This is a genomic window from Salmonella sp. SAL4457 (assembly GCF_046548235.1).
GTDB classification, from domain to species: Bacteria; Pseudomonadota; Gammaproteobacteria; order Enterobacterales; family Enterobacteriaceae; genus Salmonella; species Salmonella enterica.
This window is the reverse complement of the sequence record NZ_JBGDZO010000012.1, coordinates 26236-50505: the sequence shown is the minus strand read 5'-3', so window position 1 is coordinate 50505 and position 24270 is coordinate 26236. Positions and strand designations below refer to the sequence as shown.

22 protein-coding genes are annotated in these 24270 nt (G+C 53.8%); 11 read left to right on the top strand and 11 right to left on the bottom strand.

Translation table 11 applies throughout. From position 1 onward, the window contains the following. Positions 1–635 precede the first annotated feature (635 nt). From rpmH to ACLJNW_RS22295, 9 genes are all read left to right on the top strand, one after another. Entirely contained in the window at positions 636–776 is a 141-nt protein-coding gene (rpmH, locus tag ACLJNW_RS22335; protein ID WP_000831330.1) for a 50S ribosomal protein L34, read from the top strand. 16 nt (positions 777–792) lie between these two features. Continuing rightward, entirely contained in the window at positions 793–1152 is a 360-nt protein-coding gene (gene rnpA, locus ACLJNW_RS22330) for a ribonuclease P protein component (RefSeq protein ID WP_000239725.1), read from the top strand. After that, positions 1116–1373, top strand: a complete 258-nt coding sequence (gene yidD, locus ACLJNW_RS22325) for a membrane protein insertion efficiency factor YidD (protein ID WP_001307474.1) — start codon at positions 1116–1118, stop codon at positions 1371–1373. Before rnpA ends, yidD begins: the two co-directional genes overlap by 37 nt. A 2-nt stretch (positions 1374–1375) precedes the next feature. Next, the gene (yidC, locus tag ACLJNW_RS22320) at positions 1376–3022 is read left to right on the top strand and encodes a membrane protein insertase YidC (RefSeq protein ID WP_000378278.1); all 1647 of its coding nucleotides are present in this window, start codon (positions 1376–1378) and stop codon (positions 3020–3022) included. A 141-nt stretch (positions 3023–3163) separates the two neighbouring features. Next, complete coding sequence (gene mnmE / locus ACLJNW_RS22315) at positions 3164–4528, top strand: tRNA uridine-5-carboxymethylaminomethyl(34) synthesis GTPase MnmE (protein WP_000019081.1); 1365 nt, start codon at positions 3164–3166, stop codon at positions 4526–4528. Positions 4529–4710: 182 nt separating this feature from the next. Beyond that, positions 4711–5898, top strand: coding sequence for an MFS transporter (locus tag ACLJNW_RS22310; RefSeq protein ID WP_024154519.1), 1188 nt, complete (start codon positions 4711–4713; stop codon positions 5896–5898). Next, positions 5867–6826 carry an HTH-type transcriptional regulator YidZ gene (gene yidZ, locus ACLJNW_RS22305; RefSeq protein ID WP_024154520.1) on the top strand — a complete coding sequence of 320 codons (960 nt, stop codon included), beginning with the start codon at positions 5867–5869 and terminating at the stop codon, positions 6824–6826. The genes ACLJNW_RS22310 and yidZ overlap by 32 nt, the downstream gene beginning before the upstream one ends. A gap of 157 nt (positions 6827–6983) precedes the next feature. After that, a complete protein-coding gene (locus ACLJNW_RS22300) occupies positions 6984–7739 on the top strand; it encodes a 4'-phosphopantetheinyl transferase family protein (protein ID WP_000190678.1) in 756 nt (251 codons plus the stop codon). Further along, entirely contained in the window at positions 7739–8323 is a 585-nt protein-coding gene (locus ACLJNW_RS22295; protein ID WP_001576451.1) for an NADPH-dependent FMN reductase, read from the top strand. The genes ACLJNW_RS22300 and ACLJNW_RS22295 overlap by 1 nt, the downstream gene beginning before the upstream one ends. Positions 8324–8367: 44 nt before the next feature. Here ACLJNW_RS22295 and adeP read toward each other — a convergent pair whose 3' ends face one another. After that, positions 8368–9705 (bottom strand): adenine permease AdeP, encoded by a 1338-nt coding sequence (adeP, locus tag ACLJNW_RS22290; protein WP_023204426.1) that lies wholly within the window; start codon positions 9703–9705, stop codon positions 8368–8370. 168 nt (positions 9706–9873) lie between these two features. Here adeP and yieH point away from each other — a divergent pair, with 168 nt between their 5' ends. Next, on the top strand, positions 9874–10539 hold the full coding sequence (gene yieH, locus ACLJNW_RS22285; RefSeq protein ID WP_000078081.1) for a 6-phosphogluconate phosphatase: 666 nt from the start codon (positions 9874–9876) through the stop codon (positions 10537–10539). 94 nt (positions 10540–10633) lie between these two features. Here the strand turns inward: yieH and phoU are convergent, their stop codons facing one another. The 7 genes from phoU to ACLJNW_RS22250 form a co-directional block, all read right to left on the bottom strand. Beyond that, positions 10634–11359 (bottom strand): phosphate signaling complex protein PhoU, encoded by a 726-nt coding sequence (gene phoU, locus ACLJNW_RS22280; RefSeq protein ID WP_000377800.1) that lies wholly within the window; start codon positions 11357–11359, stop codon positions 10634–10636. Positions 11360–11373: 14 nt separating this feature from the next. Then, positions 11374–12147, bottom strand: a complete 774-nt coding sequence (pstB, locus tag ACLJNW_RS22275; RefSeq protein ID WP_000063118.1) for a phosphate ABC transporter ATP-binding protein PstB — start codon at positions 12145–12147, stop codon at positions 11374–11376. 86 nt (positions 12148–12233) lie between these two features. Further along, positions 12234–13124: a phosphate ABC transporter permease PstA gene (pstA, locus tag ACLJNW_RS22270; protein WP_000212197.1), complete on the bottom strand. Its 891-nt coding sequence runs from the start codon at positions 13122–13124 to the stop codon at positions 12234–12236. Next, positions 13124–14083, bottom strand: coding sequence for a phosphate ABC transporter permease PstC (gene pstC, locus ACLJNW_RS22265; RefSeq protein ID WP_000741630.1), 960 nt, complete (start codon positions 14081–14083; stop codon positions 13124–13126). Before pstC ends, pstA begins: the two co-directional genes overlap by 1 nt. A 135-nt stretch (positions 14084–14218) precedes the next feature. Next, positions 14219–15259: a phosphate ABC transporter substrate-binding protein PstS gene (gene pstS, locus ACLJNW_RS22260; RefSeq protein ID WP_000867131.1), complete on the bottom strand. Its 1041-nt coding sequence runs from the start codon at positions 15257–15259 to the stop codon at positions 14219–14221. A gap of 166 nt (positions 15260–15425) precedes the next feature. Next, on the bottom strand, positions 15426–16799 hold the full coding sequence (locus ACLJNW_RS22255) for a fructose-specific PTS transporter subunit EIIC (protein WP_023204424.1): 1374 nt from the start codon (positions 16797–16799) through the stop codon (positions 15426–15428). A gap of 48 nt (positions 16800–16847) precedes the next feature. Continuing rightward, positions 16848–17666 (bottom strand): shikimate 5-dehydrogenase, encoded by an 819-nt coding sequence (locus ACLJNW_RS22250; RefSeq protein WP_023204423.1) that lies wholly within the window; start codon positions 17664–17666, stop codon positions 16848–16850. 94 nt (positions 17667–17760) lie between these two features. Between ACLJNW_RS22250 and ACLJNW_RS22245 the strand changes: the two genes are divergently transcribed. Further along, on the top strand, positions 17761–19518 hold the full coding sequence (locus tag ACLJNW_RS22245) for an SgrR family transcriptional regulator (RefSeq protein WP_023204422.1): 1758 nt from the start codon (positions 17761–17763) through the stop codon (positions 19516–19518). Positions 19519–19668: 150 nt separating this feature from the next. Here ACLJNW_RS22245 and glmS read toward each other — a convergent pair whose 3' ends face one another. From glmS to ACLJNW_RS22230, 3 genes are all read right to left on the bottom strand, one after another. Beyond that, positions 19669–21498, bottom strand: coding sequence for a glutamine--fructose-6-phosphate transaminase (isomerizing) (gene glmS, locus ACLJNW_RS22240; RefSeq protein WP_000334052.1), 1830 nt, complete (start codon positions 21496–21498; stop codon positions 19669–19671). Between the two features lie 188 nt (positions 21499–21686). Further along, positions 21687–23057, bottom strand: coding sequence for a bifunctional UDP-N-acetylglucosamine diphosphorylase/glucosamine-1-phosphate N-acetyltransferase GlmU (gene glmU, locus ACLJNW_RS22235; protein ID WP_000934854.1), 1371 nt, complete (start codon positions 23055–23057; stop codon positions 21687–21689). A gap of 319 nt (positions 23058–23376) precedes the next feature. Beyond that, positions 23377–24075, bottom strand: a complete 699-nt coding sequence (locus ACLJNW_RS22230; RefSeq protein WP_000009908.1) for a Bax inhibitor-1 family protein — start codon at positions 24073–24075, stop codon at positions 23377–23379. Positions 24076–24270 lie beyond the last annotated feature (195 nt).

Here is a 24270-nt window from a genome sequence, read left to right as displayed (position 1 = left end):
GATAAATGACAAAGGCTGATACATTAATGATTGTTGGCGCACGTCGATAAGACCCTGCATGAAGGGTGACGCACGAACCGCTGTCTGCGGTTTTCACGGATCTTTCAAACGATCGCGATTTCACGCAGCCTGAAAGATTCCGTGTTCATGCCTGACCAGGATCGTTTGAAACGATCAGGACCGCGGATCATAGCCTAAACTGAGCAAGAGATCTTCTGTTTCTCACAGATTCTTCCCGATTTATCCACAGGGCTTTCCAAGAAAGGATAAGTGTAATCGATCCAGGGGAACTCCTGTACGCTTTCGCGCGCATATTGAAAAAATTAATATGTAAAGGTGAGCAGACGCCTAAAAGATCGCATAAAGATCCAGGGCGATCCTTGCGCTTTACCTGGCAGTCCGTATAATTCTCCACCCGTCGCGCAATGCCCGTCATATGGCGTCAACGCTGCTTATTTTCCGCACAAAAAGGCGTGGAAAATCGCGGGAAAATAAGGAAAGAGAATTGACTCCGGAGTGTACAATTATTACAATCCGGCCTCTTTAATCACCCACACTGTGGCGTAAGTCGTTCAAAGTTTGTTCGGGTATACGCAAAAGTCAGTGAATTTATTCAAGTTTAGGTAGAAATCGCCATGAAACGCACTTTTCAACCGTCTGTACTGAAGCGCAACCGTTCTCACGGCTTCCGTGCTCGTATGGCTACTAAAAATGGTCGTCAGGTTCTGGCACGTCGTCGTGCTAAAGGCCGCGCTCGTCTGACCGTTTCCAAGTAATAAAGCTAACCCCTGAGTGGTTAAGCTCGCATTTCCCAGGGAGTTACGTTTGTTAACTCCCGCTCATTTCACATTCGTCTTCCAGCAACCTCAACGGGCTGGCACGCCGCAAATCACCATCCTCGGCCGCCTGAATTCGCTGGGGCATCCCCGTATCGGTCTTACCGTCGCCAAGAAAAATGTTCGACGTGCGCATGAACGCAACCGGATTAAACGTCTGACGCGTGAAAGCTTCCGTCTGCGCCAGCATGAACTTCCTGCAATGGATTTCGTGGTGGTGGCGAAAAAAGGGGTTGCCGACCTCGATAACCGTGCTCTCTCGGAAGCGTTGGAAAAATTATGGCGCCGCCACTGTCGCCTGGCTCGCGGGTCCTGATAGCCCTCATTCGGGTCTATCAACGCCTGATCAGTCCGCTGCTTGGGCCGCATTGTCGTTTCACGCCAACGTGCTCAAGCTACGGAATTGAGGCATTGCGCAGGTTTGGAGTGATAAAAGGCAGTTGGTTGACGGTGAAACGCGTATTAAAATGCCACCCTTTACACCCTGGTGGTGACGATCCCGTCCCGCCCGGACCATTTGATACCAGAGAACACTAACGATGGATTCGCAACGCAATCTTTTAGTCATCGCTTTGCTGTTCGTGTCTTTCATGATCTGGCAAGCCTGGGAGCAGGATAAAAATCCGCAACCTCAGACTCAACAGACCACGCAGACAACGACCACCGCAGCGGGTAGCGCCGCCGACCAGGGCGTACCAGCCAGTGGCCAGGGGAAAATGATTACGGTGAAAACCGATGTGCTTGATTTGACTATCAACACCCGTGGTGGTGATGTCGAGCAGGCCTTGCTCCCGGCTTACCCGAAAGAACTGGGTTCCAACGAACCGTTCCAGCTGCTGGAAACCACCCCGCAGTTTATCTATCAGGCGCAAAGCGGCCTGACAGGCCGCGACGGCCCGGATAACCCGGCGAACGGCCCGCGTCCGCTGTACAACGTCGAGAAAGATGCGTTTGTACTGGCCGACGGTCAGAACGAACTGCAGGTTCCGATGACTTATACTGACGCCGCAGGCAACACGTTTACCAAAACGTTTGTCTTTAAGCGTGGCGATTATGCGGTTAACGTGAACTATAGCGTGCAGAACACCGGCGAAAAACCGCTGGAAGTCTCCACCTTTGGTCAGTTAAAACAATCCGTCAACCTGCCTCCTCATCGCGACACCGGCAGCAGCAACTTTGCGCTGCATACGTTCCGCGGCGCAGCGTACTCCACGCCGGATGAGAAGTATGAGAAATACAAATTCGACACTATTGCCGATAATGAAAACCTCAACGTCAGCTCCAAAGGCGGTTGGGTGGCAATGTTGCAGCAGTATTTCGCTACCGCATGGATTCCGCGTAACGACGGCACCAACAATTTCTACACCGCCAATCTGGGTAACGGCATTGTCGCTATCGGCTATAAAGCGCAGCCGGTACTGGTACAGCCAGGCCAGACTGGCGCGATGACCAGCACCCTGTGGGTCGGCCCGGAAATTCAGGATAAAATGGCGGCTGTTGCACCGCACCTGGATTTGACCGTGGACTACGGTTGGTTGTGGTTCATCTCTCAGCCGCTGTTCAAGTTGCTGAAGTGGATCCACAGCTTTGTGGGCAACTGGGGCTTCTCCATTATCATCATTACCTTTATCGTTCGCGGTATCATGTACCCGCTGACCAAAGCGCAGTACACGTCAATGGCGAAGATGCGTATGCTGCAGCCGAAAATTCAGGCGATGCGCGAACGTCTTGGCGATGATAAACAGCGCCAAAGCCAGGAGATGATGGCCCTGTACAAAGCGGAGAAGGTTAACCCGCTGGGCGGCTGCTTCCCGCTGATCATCCAGATGCCTATCTTCCTGGCGTTGTACTACATGCTGATGGGTTCCATTGAACTGCGTCATGCGCCGTTCGCGCTGTGGATTCATGACCTGTCCGCACAGGACCCGTACTACATTCTGCCGATCCTGATGGGCGTAACGATGTTCTTCATTCAGAAGATGTCGCCGACCACCGTGACCGACCCGATGCAGCAGAAGATCATGACCTTTATGCCGGTCATCTTTACGGTGTTCTTCCTGTGGTTCCCGTCAGGTCTGGTGCTGTATTATATCGTCAGCAACCTGGTCACCATCATTCAGCAGCAGCTGATTTACCGTGGTCTGGAGAAGCGTGGCCTGCATAGCCGCGAGAAGAAAAAATCCTGATTCGGTGTAGGCCGGATAAGGCGAAGCCGCCATCCGGCAAGGCGCGCCGGTCAGCCTGATGGCGCTAACGCTTATCAGGCCTACAATCAAAAGGCGGTCATATGACCGCCTTTTTTTATTGCAACAAAGTTGAGACTAACCATGAGCCATAACGACACTATCGTCGCCCAGGCAACCCCACCGGGACGCGGTGGCGTGGGTATCCTGCGTATTTCCGGTCTGAAGGCGCGCGACGTTGCGCAAGAGGTGCTGGGCAAGCTGCCGAAGCCGCGCTATGCCGACTACCTGCCGTTTAAAGATGTTGACGGCAGCGCGCTGGATCAGGGTATTGCGCTGTGGTTCCCCGGCCCGAACTCCTTCACCGGTGAAGATGTGCTGGAGCTACAAGGGCACGGCGGTCCGGTGATCCTGGACCTGCTGTTAAAACGTATCCTGACGCTTCCAGGCGTGCGCATTGCCCGACCGGGCGAGTTCTCCGAGCGAGCGTTCCTCAACGATAAGCTCGATTTAGCCCAGGCGGAAGCCATTGCCGACCTGATCGATGCCAGTTCCGAACAGGCGGCGCGTTCGGCGCTAAACTCGTTACAGGGGGCATTTTCCGCCCGCGTTAACCACCTTGTGGAAGCACTTACTCACCTGCGAATCTACGTCGAAGCGGCTATCGATTTTCCGGATGAGGAGATCGACTTTCTCTCTGACGGCAAAATTGAAGCGCAGCTCAATGGCGTCATCGCCGATCTTGACGCCGTGCGCACCGAAGCGCGCCAGGGCAGCCTGCTGCGCGAAGGGATGAAGGTAGTGATTGCCGGACGCCCGAATGCCGGGAAATCCAGCCTGCTGAATGCGCTGGCAGGCCGTGAAGCGGCCATTGTTACCGATATCGCCGGCACCACGCGCGACGTGTTGCGCGAGCATATTCACATCGACGGGATGCCGCTGCATATCATCGATACCGCCGGACTGCGCGACGCCAGCGACGAAGTTGAGCGTATCGGCATCGAACGCGCCTGGCAGGAGATTGAACAGGCCGACCGCGTGCTGTTTATGGTGGATGGCACCACAACGGACGCCGTTGACCCTGCCGACATCTGGCCGGACTTTATCGCCCGTCTGCCCAAAAATCTACCGATTACCGTGGTACGTAACAAGGCGGATATCACCGGCGAAACGCTGGGTATTAGTGAAGTAAATGGTCACTCACTGGTTCGCCTCTCGGCGCGTACCGGCGAAGGCGTCGACGTGTTGCGTAACCACCTCAAGCAAAGCATGGGGTTTGATACCAATATGGAAGGCGGCTTCCTGGCCCGTCGCCGTCACCTACAGGCGCTGGCGGAAGCCGCTGAACACCTTGAGCAGGGCAAAGCGCAGCTATTAGGCGCATGGGCAGGGGAACTGCTGGCGGAAGAGTTGCGCCTGGCGCAGCAAAGTTTAAGCGAGATTACCGGCGAGTTTACCTCCGACGACCTGCTGGGACGGATTTTCTCCAGCTTCTGTATTGGTAAATAACGTTGTGTTGCCCGGTGGCACGATGCTTACCGGGCCTACAAAACCCGTAAGCCGGATAAGGCGTTTATGCCGCCATCCGGCAGCAATAATTTCCCATGAGGAAATCACTGTTGTCCAAATGGCAACTCGTCTCGCGCAACGTCGCCCCGTATTCTTAGCGCCACACTTTTCGTGAGGCCGCTATGAAACGTTTTCTACTGTGTAGTTTTGCCCTGGTTTTACTCTATCCTGCCGGTATTGATATGTATCTGGTCGGTTTACCGCGTATAGCCGTCGATCTGAACGCCAGTGAGTCGCAGTTGCATATCGCCTTCTCCGTTTACCTGGCCGGAATGGCGACGGCCATGCTGTTTGCCGGGAAGATAGCCGATCAGTCAGGCCGCAAACCGGTCGCGATCGTCGGCGCGATCGTCTTTATGATGGCCTCACTGCTTTGTTCACGGGCGTCGGAAGGCTCGCTATTTCTGAGTGGGCGTTTTCTTCAGGGAATAGGTGCAGGCGGCTGCTATGTGGTGGCGTTCGCCATTCTGCGCGACACGCTCGACGAGCATCGCCGGGCGAAAGTGCTGTCATTATTGAATGGGATTACCTGTATTGTGCCGGTACTCGCCCCGGTGGTGGGGCATTTGATTATGCTTCGTTTCCCCTGGCAAAGTCTGTTCTATACGATGTCCGCGATGGGCATTATTGTGGGCCTGTTATCACTGTTTATCCTGCGCGAGACGCGCCCGGTAAGGCTGGCTCCACGCGATTTATCACGATCGTCGCCCGCCGCCGAGTCGCTGGTTAACCGTTTTTTCGTTAGTCGACTGGCGATCACCACCCTTAGCGTGTCGGTGATCCTGACCTTCGTCAATGCCTCTCCAGTGCTGCTGATGGAGGTGATGGGATTTAGCCGTGGCGACTATGCCATTACCATGGCGCTCACCGCAGGCGTCAGCATGGTCGTCTCTTTTTCTACCCCTTTTGCGCTTGGGTTATTTAAGCCGCGAACCTTAATGCTCGTCTCACAGGGGCTGTTTTTGACGGCTGGCATGACGTTAAGCCTTGCTTATACCAATACCGTCACGCTCTTTGGCCTGACGCTTATCTGCGCCGAATTCTCGGTTGGTTTTGGCGTCGCGATGAGCCAGGCGCTGGGGCCGTTTTCGCTGCGCGCCGGAGTGGCCAGTTCCACGCTGGGTATCGCGCAGGTTTGCGGTTCATCACTGTGGATTTGGCTGGCGGCAATACTCGGTATCAGCGCGATGAATATGCTGATCGGGATTCTGATTGGTTGTAGCATAGTGAGTATTCTGCTGATCTTCTCCGTCACGCCCAACAGGTCCGTAGCCGAGCATGAAGAAATCCCTTACCAGTCTCGATCTTAATCTGCTGTTATGCCTACAGTTACTCATGCAGGAGCGCAGCGTCACTAAAGCTGCAAAACGGATGAACGTAACGCCCTCTGCGGTCAGCAAATCGCTGGCGAAACTCCGGGCATGGTTTGACGATCCGCTGTTCGTCAATACGCCGCTGGGCATGGCGCCGACGCCGCTGATGGTCAGTATGGAGCAAAGTCTGGCGGACTGGATGCAGATGGGGAACCAACTGCTTGATAAGCCGCATCATCAAACGCCACGCGGTTTAAAATTTGAGTTGGCGGCAGAGTCGCCGCTGATGATGATTATGTTTAATTCACTGTCGCAGCAGATTTATCAGCGCTATCCGCAGGCTACCATTAAGGTTCGCAACTGGGATTATGACTCGCTGGAGGCGATTACGCGCGGGGAAGTCGATATCGGATTTACCGGACGCGAAAGCCATCCCCGCTCGCGAGAATTGCTCAGTCTGTTGCCGCTCGCGATTGATTTTGAGGTGTTATTTAGCGATTTACCGTGGGTCTGGCTGCGGGAAGATCATCCGGCGCTGCGCGAAACGTGGGATCTGGACACTTTTCTGCGCTACCCGCATATCAGTATTTGCTGGGAGCAAAGCGATACCTGGGCGCTGGATGATGTCCTGCAAGAAATGGGACGCAAACGCCATATCGCGTTGAGCCTGCCGGGGTTCGAGCAGTCGCTCTTTATGGCCGCCCAGCCGGATCACACCCTGATAGCAACCGCGCCGCGCTATTGCCAGCACTACAATCAGCTCCACCAGCTACCGCTAGTGGCGCGCCCCCTGCCTTTTGATGCGCAACAGCAGGAAAAGCTGATGGTGCCGTTTACCCTATTATGGCACAAACGTAATAGTCATAATCCCAAGATTGTGTGGCTACGACAGGCTATCAACACGCTCTGCCGTCGCCTTATCTGACCACCTGTGTTGATAAATTAACCTTACTCTTACCAGAAATGTCACCGTCTGATTAAAGAACCTTCTGAAATTGAATTTTTAGCGCGTAAAACCTGTCCATAATTTACGTTAATGTTACTCTCGTCATTATCACGGCCCATTAATCACGGAGCGAAAAATGGCGACTCACTTTGCCAGAGGGATACTTACGGAGGGACAGTTGGTTTCAATTCGTCTCTCTTCGTCTTGCCATATTGAAGCCAGAAACCTGCCTGCTCACCGACGAACGCGTTTTCTTGCCTCCAGAGGCCTTCTTGCCGAACTGATGTTTATGCTGTACGGAATTAGCGAGCTGCCGGAAATCATTATTCAGGCGAAAGGTAAACCCGCGTTTCGTGACAAAAATCTGCCAGGCTTTTCTATCTCCTACGCCGGAAATATGGTTGGCGTGGCGTTGACCACCGAAGGAGAGTGCGGGCTGGATATGGAATTACAGCGCACCTCCCGCGGCTTTCACCATCCGCATTCGCTCGAACGCCACCCTTTCTCCCGTAATGAAAACTTATGGGTAGCCAATCAAAACGATCCCAACGAAGCGCGAGCGCAACTCATTACATTGCGCCAGAGCGTGTTAAAACTCACCGGCGATGTCATGAATGACGATCCGCGGGAGCTGCAACTTTTACCCGTTGCCGGACGCCTGAAGTGCGCGCATGTCACGCAGCTTGAAGCCGTATGCGATGCGGAAGATGTACTGGTATGGTCCGTAACCGTTACGCCAGCGATAGAAAAATTAAAAGTGTGGGAGTTCGATGGCAAACTGGGCTGGAAAAGCCTGCCCGATATCCAGACGCGCGCCAATGAGCCAACCGGTCGTCTGATGCGATTCGCCCAACTCCCCGCCGCCAAATCGTATACGCTTAATCGTTCATAATGAAAAAAGGGGCACGTATGTCTGAAACGCTGAATGTGGTTACACTGCTGGGAAGTTTACGCAAAGGTTCCTTTAACGGGATGGTGGCGCGTACGCTGCCTAAAGTCGCGCCGGCAGGAATGACGGTATCGCCGCTGCCTTCGATCGGGGATATTCCGCTGTATGACGCCGATATCCAGCAGGACGAGGGATTTCCAGCCAGCGTAGAGGCGCTGGCGGAGCAGATTCGCAACGCCGACGGCGTCGTCATTGTGACGCCGGAATATAACTATTCCGTTCCCGGCGGCCTGAAGAATGCCATCGACTGGCTATCCCGTCTGCCTGAGCAGCCGCTGGCGGGTAAGCCCGTTCTTATCCAGACCAGCTCAATGGGGGCGATTGGCGGCGCGCGCTGCCAGTATCATCTGCGTCAGATTCTGGTGTTCCTTGATGCGATGGTGATGAATAAACCGGAGTTTATGGGCGGCGTGATTCAGAATAAAGTCGATCCGCAGACTGGAGAAGTGGTGGATCAGGGAACGTTAGATCATTTGACTGGTCAGTTGACCGCATTTGGCGAGTATATTCAGCGCGTTAAAGCGTAAGTTCGTTAAAAACCCTCCCCCCGATGGGGCGAGGGTTCATTTCATCAGTGTGCGTCAATAAACACAATCTTCAGCACGAATAACAGCGCGACAATCACTACGCACGGGCTAAGGTCGCGCAGGCGACCGGTACCAATTTTCATCACGCAGTAAGAGATAAAGCCCAGCGCGATACCTTCGGTGATCGAGAAGCTAAACGGCATCATTACCGCCGTAATAAACGCCGGGACCGATTCGGTTAAATCCTGCCAGTTTACCCGCGCCAGGCTGGAGGTCATCAGCACGCCGACGTAAATCAGCGCGCCCGCCGCCGCGTAAGGCGGCACCATGCCCGCCAGCGGCGACAGGAAGATAACCAGCAGGAACAAAATACCGACCACCACCGCCGTTAAACCGGTGCGACCGCCCACCGAAACGCCGGAAGAGGACTCAATATAAGCGGTCACAGAAGACGTTCCGACAAATGCGCCAGTGACAGAAGAGATACTATCAACAAACAGCGCCTGCTTCATGCGCGGGAATTTGCCTTTCTCATCCGCCAGGCCGGCTTTATCAGTCACGCCAATCAGCGTACCGGAGGAGTCAAACAGGTTTACCAGCATGAAGGAGAAAATAACCCCCGCCAGGCCAAGATTGAACGAGCCTGCCAAATCGACATGCCCTACCACGCTGGTGACGCTTGGTGGCGCGGAGACAATGCCGTTGTAGTGTACATCACCCATCATCCAGCCAAGCAGCGTCGTGACGATGATGGACACCAGCACCGCCGCATGAATGTTGCGCGAAGCGAGAATCGCAATAATAAAGAATCCGAGAACCCCCAGCAGCACGCTGTGCGAGGTCAGGTTGCCGATGCTGACCAGCGTTTCCGGGTTAGCGACGATCACGCCGGCGTTTTTCAGCCCCATCATGCCGATAAACAGGCCGATGCCGCTGGTGATGCCCACGCGCAGGCTGACCGGAATGTTGGCGATCATCCAGTAACGCACGCGGAAGATAGTCAGCAATAAAAGACCAACAGCGCCCCAGAAAATGGCGCCCATGCCTACCTGCCACGGCAGTCCCATTGCCTGCACAACCACGAAGGCAAAGAACGCATTCAGCCCCATCGCGGGCGCCAGCGCCACCGGCAAGTTAGCGAACAGGCCCATCAGAATACTGCCAAAGGCCGCAATCAGACAGGTGGTCACAAAGACGGCGCTGGTGTCCATGCCAGCTACGCCCAGAATTTGCGGGTTAACAAAAACGATATAAACCATCGTCAGGAAAGTGGTAAAACCGGCGATCACTTCGGTTCGTGCCGTCGTGCCATGTTCGCGCAGTTTAAACACGCGTTCCAGCATACCCTGACCAGAAGTCTGGGTGGTGTGTTGTTGACTCATTATCAATTTCCGGAGAAAGGAGGGAAAATTCGCCGTTATCCTATACCAAAATGCGACACCTGGCGCAGTTGTGTGGTAATTTTTTTCACTCAATTTGTTAGTACGGCAACGATTGCGTCCCCTCATTCAGCATTACGTAAACGTTAAACTTGTTAAAATGGAAATGACATGTCCCAAATCGAAGCGGTGTTTTTTGACTGTGACGGCACGCTGGTCGACAGTGAAGTAATTTGCTCGCGCGCCTATGTCACTATGTTCCGGCAGTTCGGCATTACGCTTGAGCTCACGGAAGTATTCAGACGCTTTAAAGGCGTAAAGCTCTACGAAATTATCGATACCATCAGTAAAGAGCATGGCGTTGCGCTGGCAAAGGCGGAGCTGGAGCCGGTGTACCGCGCGGAAGTGGCGCGCCTGTTCGATACCGAACTGGAAGCGATCGCGGGCGCAAATACCCTGCTGGAGAGCATTAAGACGCCCATGTGCGTGGTATCCAACGGGCCGGTCAGTAAGATGCAGCATTCGCTGGGTAAACTGGGCATGTTGCATCATTTTCCCGATTTGCTGTTTAGCGGTTACGATATTCAACGCTGGAAGCCCGATCCGGCGCTGATGCTCCATGCGGCGAACGCCATGAAGGTCAATGTTGAGAAGTGTATTCTGGTGGATGATTCCAGCGCAGGCGCGCAGTCAGGAATTGCGGCGGGAATGGAAGTATTTTATTTCTGCGCCGATCCGCATAACAAACCGATCGATCACCCTAACGTGACGACGTTTACCGATTTGGCGCAGTTGCCGGGATTGTGGAAAGCGCGCGGGTGGGAGATTACGCGTTAACTGAAATGCCGGATGGCGCTAACGCTTATCCGGCCTACAGTATCTGTACCTGTAGGCCCGGTAAGCGCAGCGCCACCGGGCAAAAGAATGAGATTTACTCTTTCGGATCTTTCCCCGCCAGCAGCTTATCCAGCTCATCGCCGCCGACGTGACGGAAGTCTTGCCCCTTCACGAAGTAGAAGATGTATTCACAGATATTCTGGCAACGGTCACCGATACGCTCGATAGAACGAGCGCAGAATAACGCGGTCAGCACGCTGGGAATGGTGCGCGAGTCTTCCATCATGTAGGTCATCAGCTGACGCACGATACCTTCGTACTCCTGGTCAACTTTCTTGTCTTCACGGTAGATACGCACCGCTTCGTCGAGATCCATGCGCGCGAACGCATCCAGCACGTCGTGTAGCATCTGCACGGTGTGGCGGCCCAGTGACTCCAGACTCACCAGCAGCGGCTGATGCTGCTGGGAGAATTTCTCCAGCGCGGTACGGCAGATTTTATCCGCCACGTCGCCAATGCGCTCCAGTTCGGCGATGGTTTTGATAATCGCCATCACCAGACGCAGATCGCTCGCCGTCGGCTGGCGCTTGGCGATAATACGCACGCAGGCTTCATCGATGGCGACTTCCATCATATTAACCTGATGATCGCCTTCTACCACGCGCTTCGCCAGCTCGCTGTCCTGGTTGTGCATGGCGGTGATAGCGTCAGAAAGCTGCTGCTCCACCATGCCGCCCATGGTCATTACCTGAGTGCGGATGCTTTCCAGTTCGGCGTTGAACTGGCCGGAAATATGTTTATTAAGGTTCAGACTGTCCATTACGCACTCCTGAATTAACCGTAACGACCGGTGATATAGTCTTCTGTTTGTTTCTTCGCGGGCTTGGTGAACAGATCGTCCGTGTTGCTGAACTCAATCAACTCGCCCAGGTACATAAACGCCGTATGATCGGAGCAACGTGCCGCCTGCTGCATGTTGTGGGTCACGATCACCACGGTGTAATCCTGTTTCAGCTCGGTGATCAGCTCTTCAATACGCCCGGTAGAGATCGGGTCCAGAGCTGAACATGGCTCATCCAGCAGCAGCACTTCCGGGCGAATGGCGATACCGCGCGCAATGCACAGACGCTGCTGCTGACCACCGGAGAGAGAGTACCCGCTCTGGTGCAATTTATCTTTGGTTTCGTTCCATAATGCGGCTTTGGTCAACGCCCACTGCACGCGCTCGTCCATATCGGCGCGAGACAGCTTCTCAAACAGACGCACGCCAAAGGCGATATTGTCATAGATGGACATCGGGAACGGCGTCGGCTTCTGGAATACCATCCCCACTTTTGCGCGCAGCAGCGCGATATCCTGGGTGTTGGTGAGAATATTGTCGCCATCCAGCAGAATTTCACCTTCCGCGCGCTGCTCCGGATAAAGCGAATACATTTTATTGAAGGTACGCAGTAGCGTTGATTTACCGCAGCCGGATGGCCCGATAAATGCCGTTACCTGATTCTTCGCGATATCCAGATTAATGTTCTTCAGGGCATGGAATTTGCCGTAGTAGAAGTTCAAATCACGAACCTGAATCTTACTCGGGGCAGTTTCAACCATACTCATTTCACTCTTTTCCTCATCCAGCGCCGCATCCGCCACGCCGTAAAATAATGCCTGATGGCGCTACGCTTATCAGGCCTACAATGTCTTTAACCGTGTTTTTTCTTCGCGAAAACAACACGCGCCAGAATATTCAGCAGCAGTACGCACAGGGTAATAATCAGCACGCCCGCCCAGGCTAATTGTTGCCATTCGGCAAACGGGCTCATCGCGAATTTAAAAATGGTCACCGGCAGGTTGGCGATCGGCTGCATCATGTCGGTGCTCCAGAACTGGTTGGAGAGCGCGGTAAACAACAATGGCGCCGTTTCGCCGGCAATACGCGCAATAGCCAGCAGGATACCGGTCATAATGCCGGAGATAGAGGCTTTCAGCGTAATCGCGGAAATCATCTTCCACTTCGGCGTACCCAGCGCATAAGCGGCTTCACGCAGGCTATCCGGCACCAATTTGAGCATGTTTTCAGTGGTACGGATAACGATCGGTACCTGCAACAGCGCCAGCGCAATCACCCCTGCCCAGCCGGAGAAGTGCTGCATCTGCGCCACCACGATGGTGTAAACAAACAGCCCCACAACAATTGACGGCGCGGAAAGCAGAATGTCGTTAATAAAGCGAATGATTTCCGCCAGCCAGGATTTACGGCCATATTCCGCCAGATAGATCCCGGCCATAATCCCCAGCGGCGTACCCAATACGGTAGCCCAGAGAATCAATAATCCACTCCCCGCCAGGGCGTTCGCCAGCCCGCCGCCCGCCGTGTTCGGCGGCGGCGTCATTTCGGTAAACAGCGCCAGCGACATCCCGTCGATACCACGCGTGATGGTGGACATCAAAATCCAGATCAGCCAGAACAGGCCAAATGCCATCGTCGCCATTGAGAGCGTTAGTGCGATACGGTTCTTCATGCGGCGACGCGCCTGCATCTTGCGACGGGATTCCGCGAGCTGCGCGGTGTTCTGCATATCAAGCGTAGCCATTAACGTGCTCCCTCGTTCTTCGCCAGACGCATAATCATGAACTTAGACGCCGCCAGGACGATAAAGGTGATCACAAACAGGATCAGCCCCAGTTCCATCAACGCTGCCACGTGCAGACCCGATTCCGCCTCAGCGAATTCGTTCGCCAGCGCGGAAGTGATGCTGTTGCCCGGCATATACAGCGACGCGCTGTCGAGCTGGTAAGTGTTGCCGATGATAAAAGTGACCGCCATCGTTTCACCCAGAGCACGGCCCAGCCCCAGCATAATGCCGCCGATCACGCCATTTTTGGTGAACGGTAGCACGATACGCCAGATAACTTCCCAGGTAGTACAGCCGATACCGTAAGCGGACTCTTTCATCATTACCGGCGTTTGCTCGAAGACGTCGCGCATAACCGCCGCAATGTAGGGGATGATCATGATGGCGAGGATGACGCCCGCCGCCAGAATGCCGATACCAAAGGCCGGGCCGGAGAACAGCGCGCCGACAAACGGAATGTTGGAAAGAATATTGCCGACCGGCTCCTGGAAGTACGTCGCAAACAGCGGCGCGAAGATAAACAGCCCCCACATGCCGTACACGATACTGGGAATTGCCGCCAGCAGTTCAATGGCGATGCCGAGCGGACGCTTTAGCCAGCCTGGCGCCAGCTCGGTTAAAAACAGGGCAATGCCGAAACTGACCGGAACGGCGATCAGCAGTGCGATAAAGGAGGTCACCAGCGTGCCATAAATGGGCACCAGAGCGCCGTAGATATCGTTTGGCGCGTCCCATTCCTTAGTCCAAAGAAATGAGAAACCAAATTTCTGAATACTTGGCCAGGAGGAGATGATCAATGAGACGATAATACCGCCCAACATCAATAGCACAATCAGCGCAGCCAGTTTTACCAGCGCGCTGAAAATCATGTCGCCTTTTTTACCCGGCGGGTTAAAAGCAGGCTTGGTTGCAGCCATAAATTACTCTTTCCATTAAACGCGTTTTACGACGTTGCCCCTGCCGGATGGCGCTACGCTTATCCGGCCTACAACGTGGGCCTGCGGTCGAAACCGTAGGGCGGATAAGCGTAGCGCCATCCGCCAATTCGTTAATTAATACAGCGCCTTACCGTTGCTGTCTTTTATGCTGGTCTTCCAGGCGGTACGAACCTGCTCAACAACGTTATCCGGCAGGCTGGCGTAGTCCAGATCATTCGCCTGCTTAGCGCCATTTTTGTAGGCCCAGTCGAAGAACTTCAACACTTCAGCACCCTGCTCAGGTTTCTTCTGCGCTTTGTGGACCAGGATAAAGGTGGTGGAGGTGATTGGCCACACATCGTCACCTTTCTGGTTGGTCAGATCCTGCGCGAAGGTTTTGCTCCAGTCTGCGCCTTTCGCCGCATTAGAGAAGCTCTCTTCCGTCGGGCTTACCGGCTTGCCGTCGGCAGAAACCAGTTTGGTGTAGGCCAGGTTGTTCTGCTTGGCATAAGCGTATTCAACGTAGCCAATAGCGCCTGGCAGACGCTGTACAAATGCCGCGATGCCGTCGTTACCTTTACCGCCTAGGCCGGTTGGCCAGTTCACGGTAGAACCCGCGCCCACTTTCGATTTCCACTCGTCGTTGACTTTCGCCAGGTAACTGGTGAACACGAAGGAGGTACCGGAACCGTCAGCGCGACGCACCACAGCGATGTTCTGAGAAGGCAGCTTCACGCCTGGGTTCAATTTGGTGATGGCTTCATCATCCCACTTTTTGATTTTACCGAGGTAGATGTCACCCAGCGTTTTACCATCCAGCACCAGTTCGCCGGATTTGAGGCCTGGAATATTCACCGCCAGCACCACGCCGCCGATCACCGTCGGGAACTGGAACAGGCCTTCCTGATTCAGTTTTTCGTCAGACAGCGGCGCATCGGAAGCGCCAAAATCAACGGTATTCGCGGTGATTTGTTTCACGCCGCCGGAAGAGCCTATCCCCTGGTAATTGACTTTGTTACCGGTTTCTTTCTGGTAGGTATCCGCCCATTTGGCATACACCGGCGCAGGAAACGTTGCACCGGCACCTGTCAGGCTTGCTGCTGCAAAGGCAGAGAACGCGCTCATCGATAAGGTCGCGGCGACAACAGTTGCGACAGTGGTACGCATAACTTTCATAATGTCTCCTGCACGGTTTCGGTAAATCGTTGTTTGAGTTGCTACGATGAGCAAAATAGGACAAATTGATGACAGTTATATGTCTTGATTATGACGGTTTGATGACAATGGAAATAAAAAAAGCTGGCCCGGGGAGACACCAGACCAGCCTGCAGGGGGAGATGAATTAGACTGTTTGCGCAACCTCAGACGGTTTCAACAGCGCGTACATCAGGCCGCAGGCAATAGTGCCCAGGGCAATCGAGAGCAGGTACTGCATCACATGTTCTACCGCATGCGGGATCGCCAGGACAAAGAGACCACCGTGTGGCGCCATCAGTGTACAACCGAAATACATGGACAGTCCCCCGGCGATTGCGCCACCGACCATGGTGGAAGGGATCACGCGCATCGGGTCACGCGCGGCGAAGGGAATCGCCCCTTCAGAGATAAAGCATAGCCCCAGGATAAAAGATGCATTACCCGCTTCATGCTCAGAGGCAGTGAATTTCGCTCTGGCCGCCCAAGTCGCGACGCCCATTCCTAATGCCGGTACCATCCCTGCCGCCATAATGGCCGCCATCGGCATATACGAATGAGAAGCCAGTAAACCGACGCCGAAGGTATACGCAGCTTTATTCACCGGCCCACCAAGGTCAAAACCTTGCATTGCGCCCAGCAACATTCCCAGCAAGATAGCATTCGTAGAGGTCATATTCCCCAGGAACGTCGTCAGCCCTTCCATCACCGCAGACACCGGGCCACCCACCACGTAAATCATGATTAGGCCGGTAATCAGCGTAGACAGTAGCGGCAGAACCAGTACCGGCTTAAGCGCTTCCATTGACGCTGGCAGCTTAATATTTTGCGCCAGAAACCGTACGCTGTAACCGGCCAGAAAACCGGCCACAATCCCTCCCAGGAAACCAGCGCCGCACAGGCTGGCCAACATCCCGCCGATAAGCCCCGGGGCCAGGCCCGGACGATCGGCAATTGAGAAGGCAATAAACCCAGCCAGTACCGGCACCATCAGCGCAAAGGCCGCCTTACCACCAATTTGAAATAACGCAGCCGCCAGCGTGCCCGGCTCGTTGAAGGCCTGGATACCGAAGACAAAAGAGAGTGCGATACACAACCCTCCCGCCACCACCAAAGGAAGCATATGGGATACGCCGGTCATTAAATGCTTATAAACGCCAGGTAGCTCTGTTTTACCAGCTGAAGAAGATCGCCCGGCACTCCCCTGATAGACCTCGGCGCTATTGAAAGCATTATCCATTTCCTGCGCACTCTTTTTTAGCGCCGCGCCGGTACTGGTGCGATAGAGTCTTTTGCCAACAAAGCCTGACAGATCCAGCTCAATATCCGCCGCGATAATCACCACATCCGCTTGCGCTATCTCTTCCGCGGTCAGCGTGTTCTTCGCCCCGACGGAACCGCGAGTTTCAACCTTGATCCAGTCACCACGCTTGCGGGCTTCAATTTCCAACGCTTCTGCCGCCATAAAGGTATGGGCGACGCCCGTCGGACAGGCCGTCACAGCAACAATTTTTTTAGTCATAGTAGGGTACCCTGTTCTTTTAATTTAAAGAAAAAGCGGGAAAAAATGTTACAGACGTGACCAGGCCGCGGCTTTCTGGAACAGCGCGTCATCCGGGCGAATCCCGGTATAAAGGACAAATTGCTCCACGGCCTGAATAGCAAACACTTCGGAACCGGTAATCACGGTTTTACCGCGTTCACGGGCGTAGCGGATCAGCGGTGTGACGGGCGGTAGCGCCACCACATCAAAGATAACGCTCGCCTTATCCACTTCCTGTTCGGAATAAGAGAGTTTGTCGGCATCATTACCGCCAGCCATTCCGATAGGCGTGGCGTTAATTAACAAATCGGCTTCAATACCGTCGGTATCCGGGCGCCATTCATAGCCATAGAGTTCGGCCAGTTGTTTACCTGACACTTCATCAATCGCGACAATATAACCACGGGTAAACCCCGCATCCTTCAGCGCGCAGGCCACCGCCTTTGCCATACCACCGCTGCCACGCAAAGCAAACACCAGGTCGGGAGAGACCTTGTAATTCGCCAGCAAGCGAGCTATTGCAATGTAATCGGTGTTGTACGCCTTCAGATGGCCATTGGTATTCACAATGGTATTAACTGAGTGAATGGCCTGAGCAGAAGCATCCAGTTCATCCACCAGCGGAATGCAGGCTTCTTTAAACGGCATAGAGATCGCGCACCCACGGATCCCCAGACCGCGCACGCCGCTAATGGCCTGCGTAAGATCGGTCGGCGAGAAAGCTTTGTAGAGATAATTGAGATCCAGCGCTTCGTACAGATAGTTGTGAAAGCGTGTACCGAAGTTACTTGGGCGTGCAGCCAGGGACATGCAGACCTGAGTGTCTTTATTAATGCGCTTTGTCATGATGAATCCTCATAGAAGTTGCGATAGAGAAAATCATCGGCTAAAAAGGGGATATTAAAAATTGCTCATTCCCGTTCGGGAAATTTCATCTTTTATGGCAACCCGGCACACTGAACAAAAATACTTAAAGCTACTCCAGCACTATGGCGATAAGCCCGTTAGCGTGACGCTACAGGAGCTGGCGGATGTGTTGTTCTGCACCCGGCGGCATATGCGTAATCTGTTGCTTCAGATGCAGGAGGCAAAGTGGCTCATCTGGCAATCACAGGCCGGACGTGGGCATCGCGCCCGGCTTCACCTGCGCTATAAACCAGAACAGCTGTTAAGCGAAAAGGCGGAGCAGTTACTGGAGTCTGGTCATGTTGATCAGGCCATTCAACTGCTGGGTAAAAATAAGCACCAGGTAGCGCAACTGTTGCGTTCAAAGCTGGGCTATAGCGTGCGGGCAGACTATCAGCGGCTGTGCATCCCCTATTACCGGACAATGCCGTCGCTGTGCCCCGGCATACCGTTGCGTCGCTCTGAGCAGCATCTGGTCAGGCAGATTTTTAGCGGCCTGACGCGCATAAATGAGGAAAAAGGTGAAGTCGAAGCCGATCTTGCCCACCACTGGCGGCAGATTGATCCACTGCGCTGGCGTTTTTATCTGCGCCCCGCCGTCCTCTGGCATGATGGTCAGGAGCTGACGATCGACGCGGTTATCGCTTCACTGACCCGCAGCGCTAAGCTGCCGTTGTTCTCGCACTTGCAGACCATTCAGGCCACCGGGCCGCTGAGCCTTGAAATTACGCTGGCGCACCCGGATAACCGACTGCCGCTGCTGCTCAGTCATATTGATGCCATGATCCTACCGCCTGACCATACACAACGCGCTGATTTCCCGGCACATCCCGTGGGAACTGGCCCTTATGAGGTGGTGGAAAACAATGGCTTTCATCTGCAAATGAAGGCCTTTGACCACTATTTCGGTCTGCGCGGGCTGCTGGATGAAGTGGAGGTCTTTATCTGGCCGAATTTAACGGAGACAGATAACCTGGCGGAATCGCTGTCGGATAACGACACGGCAGCCTGGCTCAGTTCCAGCCTGAGCGATGAGGATTACGTTTCCGGACGGCTTAGCCAGGTATCAGGCAAACCTTCTGACAACCTGCGCGAGATGTTTCTTGAGCGTGGAGGCTATTTTTTATTATGCGACAGTCGCTCTCCGCACTGGCATACCGCCGAACATCGCCGCTGGCTGCGGGAAACACTCAGCCCTTACGCCTTACTCCAGCATCTGAGTGAGGCAATTCGCCCCTTCTGGGTACCGGGCGGCAGCCTACTGTCCTCCTGGTTTCATACTATTGAGGCGGGCCCAGCCTGTTCACCTTTTATCTCGTCGTCGCCCTACGCAAAACTGCGTCTGGCCTATCACGATCAGCACCCTGAATTTCCGATGCTCCTGGATATCATGCAAGAGATCATGCGCCAGCAGGGCATTTTACTTGAGGGCGTGGAGCTGAATTATGATGACTGGGCGAATGGCAAAGCCAATGTGGATCTCTGGCTGGGGACGGTCAATTTCCCCATTCCCGAAGAGTGGAACGTCGGTACATGGCTGCTGGGCTCCCCTTTACTGCGCCACGCCATCAGCGGTGGGGATGATGCGCTGCTGGCCCAATGGGAAACCCAGTGGCATGCCGAAACCATCAGCGCGGAACAACTGGTCAGGGAAACCACCCGTTCAGGCTGGCTACAGCCGCTTTTTCACCACTGGATGCGACTCAAAGGCCCCGACCGGGCCAGGGGGATCCACCTGAATAACCTGGGATGGTTTGATTTCCGATCCACCTGGATTGAGCCAGGGCCTTAAAGAAGAGAATGTGACCGGGTGCCCGTAGCGCAGGCAGGCGTAGCACCTCTTAGTCGCTCTTCAGCCACCATAGAGAAAGAACAGCGCCTGTCACAGCGCACAAAAAAAGGCCGTCTGTCGACGGCCTTCTGCCTGGTGCAACATTTGTACTTACTCTACCGTCACCGATTTCGCCAGGTTACGCGGCTGGTCAACGTCGGTGCCTTTAATCAGCGCCACGTGATACGCCAGCAGTTGCAGCGGAACGGTGTAGAAGATAGGCGCAATGACCTCTTCCACATGCGGCATCTCGATGATGTGCATGTTGTCGTTGCTGACGAAACCCGCATCCTGATCGGCGAAGACGTACAACTGACCGCCACGTGCGCGAACTTCTTCGATGTTGGATTTCAGTTTCTCCAGCAGTTCGTTGTTCGGCGCCACCACAATCACCGGCATATCGGCGTCAATCAGCGCCAACGGCCCGTGTTTCAGCTCGCCTGCAGCATAGGCTTCCGCGTGAATGTAAGAGATCTCTTTCAGCTTCAGCGCGCCTTCGAGTGCAATCGGATATTGATCGCCACGCCCCAGGAACAGCGCATGGTGTTTGTCAGAGAAATCTTCCGCCAGGGCTTCGATACGTTTGTCCTGCGACAGCATCTGCTCAATACGGCTCGGCAGCGCCTGTAGGCCATGCACGATATCATGCTCAATGGACGTATCCAGACCTTTCAGACGCGCCAGTTTCGCCACCAGCATCAACAGCACGGTTAACTGGGTGGTGAAGGCTTTGGTAGATGCTACGCCAATTTCCGTACCCGCGTTGGTCATCAGCGCCAGATCGGATTCACGCACCAGCGAAGATCCCGGCACGTTACAAATGGCCAGAGAGCCCAAATATCCCAGCTCTTTCGACAGACGCAGGCCAGCCAGGGTATCTGCCGTTTCGCCAGACTGGGAGAGCGTGATCATCAGGCTGTTACGGCGCACGGCAGATTTGCGATAGCGGAATTCAGAGGCGATTTCAACGTCGCACGGAATACCTGCCAGCGATTCAAACCAGTAACGGGAAACCATACCGGAGTTGTAAGACGTACCGCAGGCGAGGATCTGAATATGCTCAACCTTCGACAACAGATCATCGGCGTTCGGTCCCAGCTCGCTTAAATCCACCTCACCGTGGCTGATGCGCCCGGTAAGGGTGTTTTTGATCGCGTTCGGCTGTTCGTAGATCTCTTTCTGCATGTAGTGGCGGTAAATACCTTTATCGCCCGCGTCATATTGCAGATTAGATTCGATATCCTGACGTTTTACTTCCGCGCCGGTGTTATCGAAGATATTTACCGAACGGCGAGTGATTTCAGCGATATCGCCCTCTTCAAGGAAGATAAAGCGACGAGTCACTGGCAACAGCGCCAGCTGGTCAGAAGCGATAAAGTTTTCGCCCATACCCAGGCCAATCACCAGCGGGCTACCAGAACGTGCCGCCAGTAGGGTATCCGGGTGACGGGTATCCATGATCACTGTACCGTACGCACCACGCAGTTGCGGGATAGCACGCAGAACAGCCTCACGCAGAGTACCGCCCTGTTTCAGTTCCCAGTTTACCAGGTGTGCAATCACTTCGGTGTCGGTTTCAGAAACGAAGGTATAGCCACGCGCTTTTAACGCTTCACGCAGCGGTTCATGGTTTTCGATGATGCCGTTATGCACCACCACAATGTGTTCAGAAACATGCGGATGCGCGTTAGCTTCTGAAGGTTCACCGTGCGTCGCCCAGCGAGTGTGAGCAATACCAGTGCCGCCATGCAGAGGATGTTCTTCCGCTGCCTGAGCCAGCATCTGGACTTTACCGAGGCGACGCAGGCGGGTCATATGACCTTCTGCATCCACCACGGCCAGACCGGCAGAGTCATATCCGCGGTATTCCAGACGACGTAAACCTTCGAGAAGGATTTCAGCTACATCACGCTGCGCGATAGCGCCAACAATTCCACACATAGTTTTATTTCCTGATTATGGCATTACGCCATGCGTTGTCGCTGACCTGTATGCCCGTCGTTGCGGGCGCCCCGAGCCTTGTAGAGAGTGGGGTTATTTTTATAAGTACTGCTCATGGAGCGGAGGATTATTTTATCCTCTCATCTCCGGTCTGCCGGATGGCGCTGACGCTTATCCGACCTACAAAATCACTTTTTCTTCACCGGACGCTGCCAGCCTTGCTTATGCACCTGCGGCACGCGGCTTAATACCAGTTCATTGTCGGCTACATTACGGGTGACGGTAGTCCCTGCGGCGATGGTGGCCCCTTTACCAACAGTAACCGGCGCCACCAGTTGGGTATCGGAGCCGACAAACACATCGTCGCCAATAACCGTTTTGAATTTGTTCGCGCCATCATAGTTACAGGTGATGGTCCCCGCGCCGATATTCACGTTGTCGCCAATTTCCGCATCGCCCAGGTAGGTCAGATGGCCGGCTTTAGAACCTTTACCGAGACGCGCTTTTTTCATTTCAACGAAATTGCCGACGTGAGCGCCCGCTAACAGCTCCGCGCCGGGACGCAGGCGAGCAAACGGACCGATGGTGCAGGCCGCTTCCAGATGCGCATCTTCCACCACGCTGTATGGGCTAATTTCGCAGTCATCGCCAATAACGCTGTTTTTAATAATGCAGCCCGCGCCGATCTTCACGCGGTGACCGAGCGTTACATAACCTTCGATGATAACGTTAGCGTCAATTTCCACATCCATTCCACAATGAAGGGTGCCGCGAAGATCAAAACGTGCCGGATCGCGCAACATAACACCGGATAACAGCAGTTTCTCCGCCTGTTCGGCCTGGTAAATACGCTCCAGACGAGAAAGCTGTAGACGGTTATTCACGCCGTCCGTTTCGCTGATGCGAGCCGGATGCACCGCGGCGATTTCTCGTCCTTCCTGATAAGCCAGCGCAATGATATCAGTGATGTAATATTCACCCTGCGCATTATTGTTAGTCAGCTTAGACAACCAACGTTTCATGTCCGCGCCGTTGGCGATCAGAATACCGGTGTTAATTTCCTGGATCTGACGCTGTTCATCAGTGGCGTCTTTATGTTCAACGATGCCGGTCACTTTACCGTTTTCACGCGTAATACGGCCATAGCCGCTCGGATCGTCCAGCTTCACGGTTAATAACCCAATACCACCCTGCGGTTTGGCATCGCGCAGGCGCTGTAAGGTTTCAACCGAAATCAGCGGCACGTCGCCGTAAAGCATTAAAATATCTTCATCGTCGCTAAAGAAGGGCGCGGCCTGCTGCATTGCGTGACCTGTTCCCAACTGTTCCGCCTGAAGCACCCAGTTTAGCTTGTCATCTTTCAGGGTCTGTTTTAACAACTCGCCACCGTGGCCATAGACCAGATGAACCTGTGCGGCCCCTAATTTAGTAGCTGCATCAATGACATGCTGCACCATGGGTTTACCCGCCAGCGTGTGCAGCACTTTAGGAATATCGGAATACATGCGCGTGCCTTTACCTGCGGCAAGGATCACTACGCTCATAGCACTATTTAACATACGCGTCCTGACTGTAATTTGAGAACGAATTTATACTGTTTCACGTTGAAAATACTACATTTTTTTCATCGTAAAATGGAAGAAGGATAAAACGCTCACCGGGATAAAAACCCCGCCTGCTAATGAATCATTTTCGTTCATTACCGCGCCTCTTGTCTCCTGAAAAGTAAAAACACCCGCGTATTGGCAACGTAGTCCGATGTTTTTGCTGTTTTTTTACTCCATAAATAAAGAAGATAACGTAATAAAGCGCAGGGGAGTCAGAAAAGCAAAAACCAGCGACAGAGGCCGCTGGTTTTCCGTTGCGCGTATTTTTTACTTAATTACGCGACATAAAAATCCGCAAAATATACCAGAACATGGTCGCGATAGAAGCAAACAGATGTAATGCCGCGCCAGCAGGGCGATCGGTAGGGTAATGGTGAATAATGTTAGAAGTATCGTAAAGTATAAACCCGGCACACAGCAGTACCATTAGCGCAGAAAACCAGACACCCAGCGAGAAGCCGCAGATGACGCTGGCAATAATCGCGCCAAAAGCAATGAACCCAGCCATAGTCAGAAACGAGCGCAGAAAAGAAAAGTCTTTTTTTATGGAAAAAGCGGTAAACGTCAGGCCGCCGACCAGCAACAGGGTCGTTATTGCCGCCGCGCCAATACTCGACGGGTTAATATACGCCGCCACCGTTAACAGGGGGGCAAAAATCAGGGATTCTGCCAACACATAAATCCCCAGCCCGATAAGTTGCGTTTGATTAGTCCCCGCATTATCCGCCAGACGGGTTGCCAGCATTCCCACCAGCATAAAAGCGCCGAGAACAACCAACCAGCTATATCTTCCACCAGCCAGCAGCACATCAAGCGCATACTCCCCGACCCCTATAAAACTCCACGCCGCGCTCAATACGATAAAACCGACGATGGCGACGGCGAGATGAAGATAAGCGCGACGAATAAAGGTAGTACGATCAATCCTTGAGTCGGGTTGTGGACCCGCAAAGGATGGCTGAAATGACATAGTAATAATCCCTCATTTTATGCAATAAAAACGCATCCATTCCTTCCTTCTTCGCACAATGTGCAGATGCCAATAACAGAAAGAAAGATTTAATGAAAACAGCGCTGTCGCTGAAAACGCGTCGCCTTCAGCCGCTTGTTTTTGTCGTTGCTAGTTTATCGAATAAAAATTGAGAGGATAAAAAAAAACCAGTCC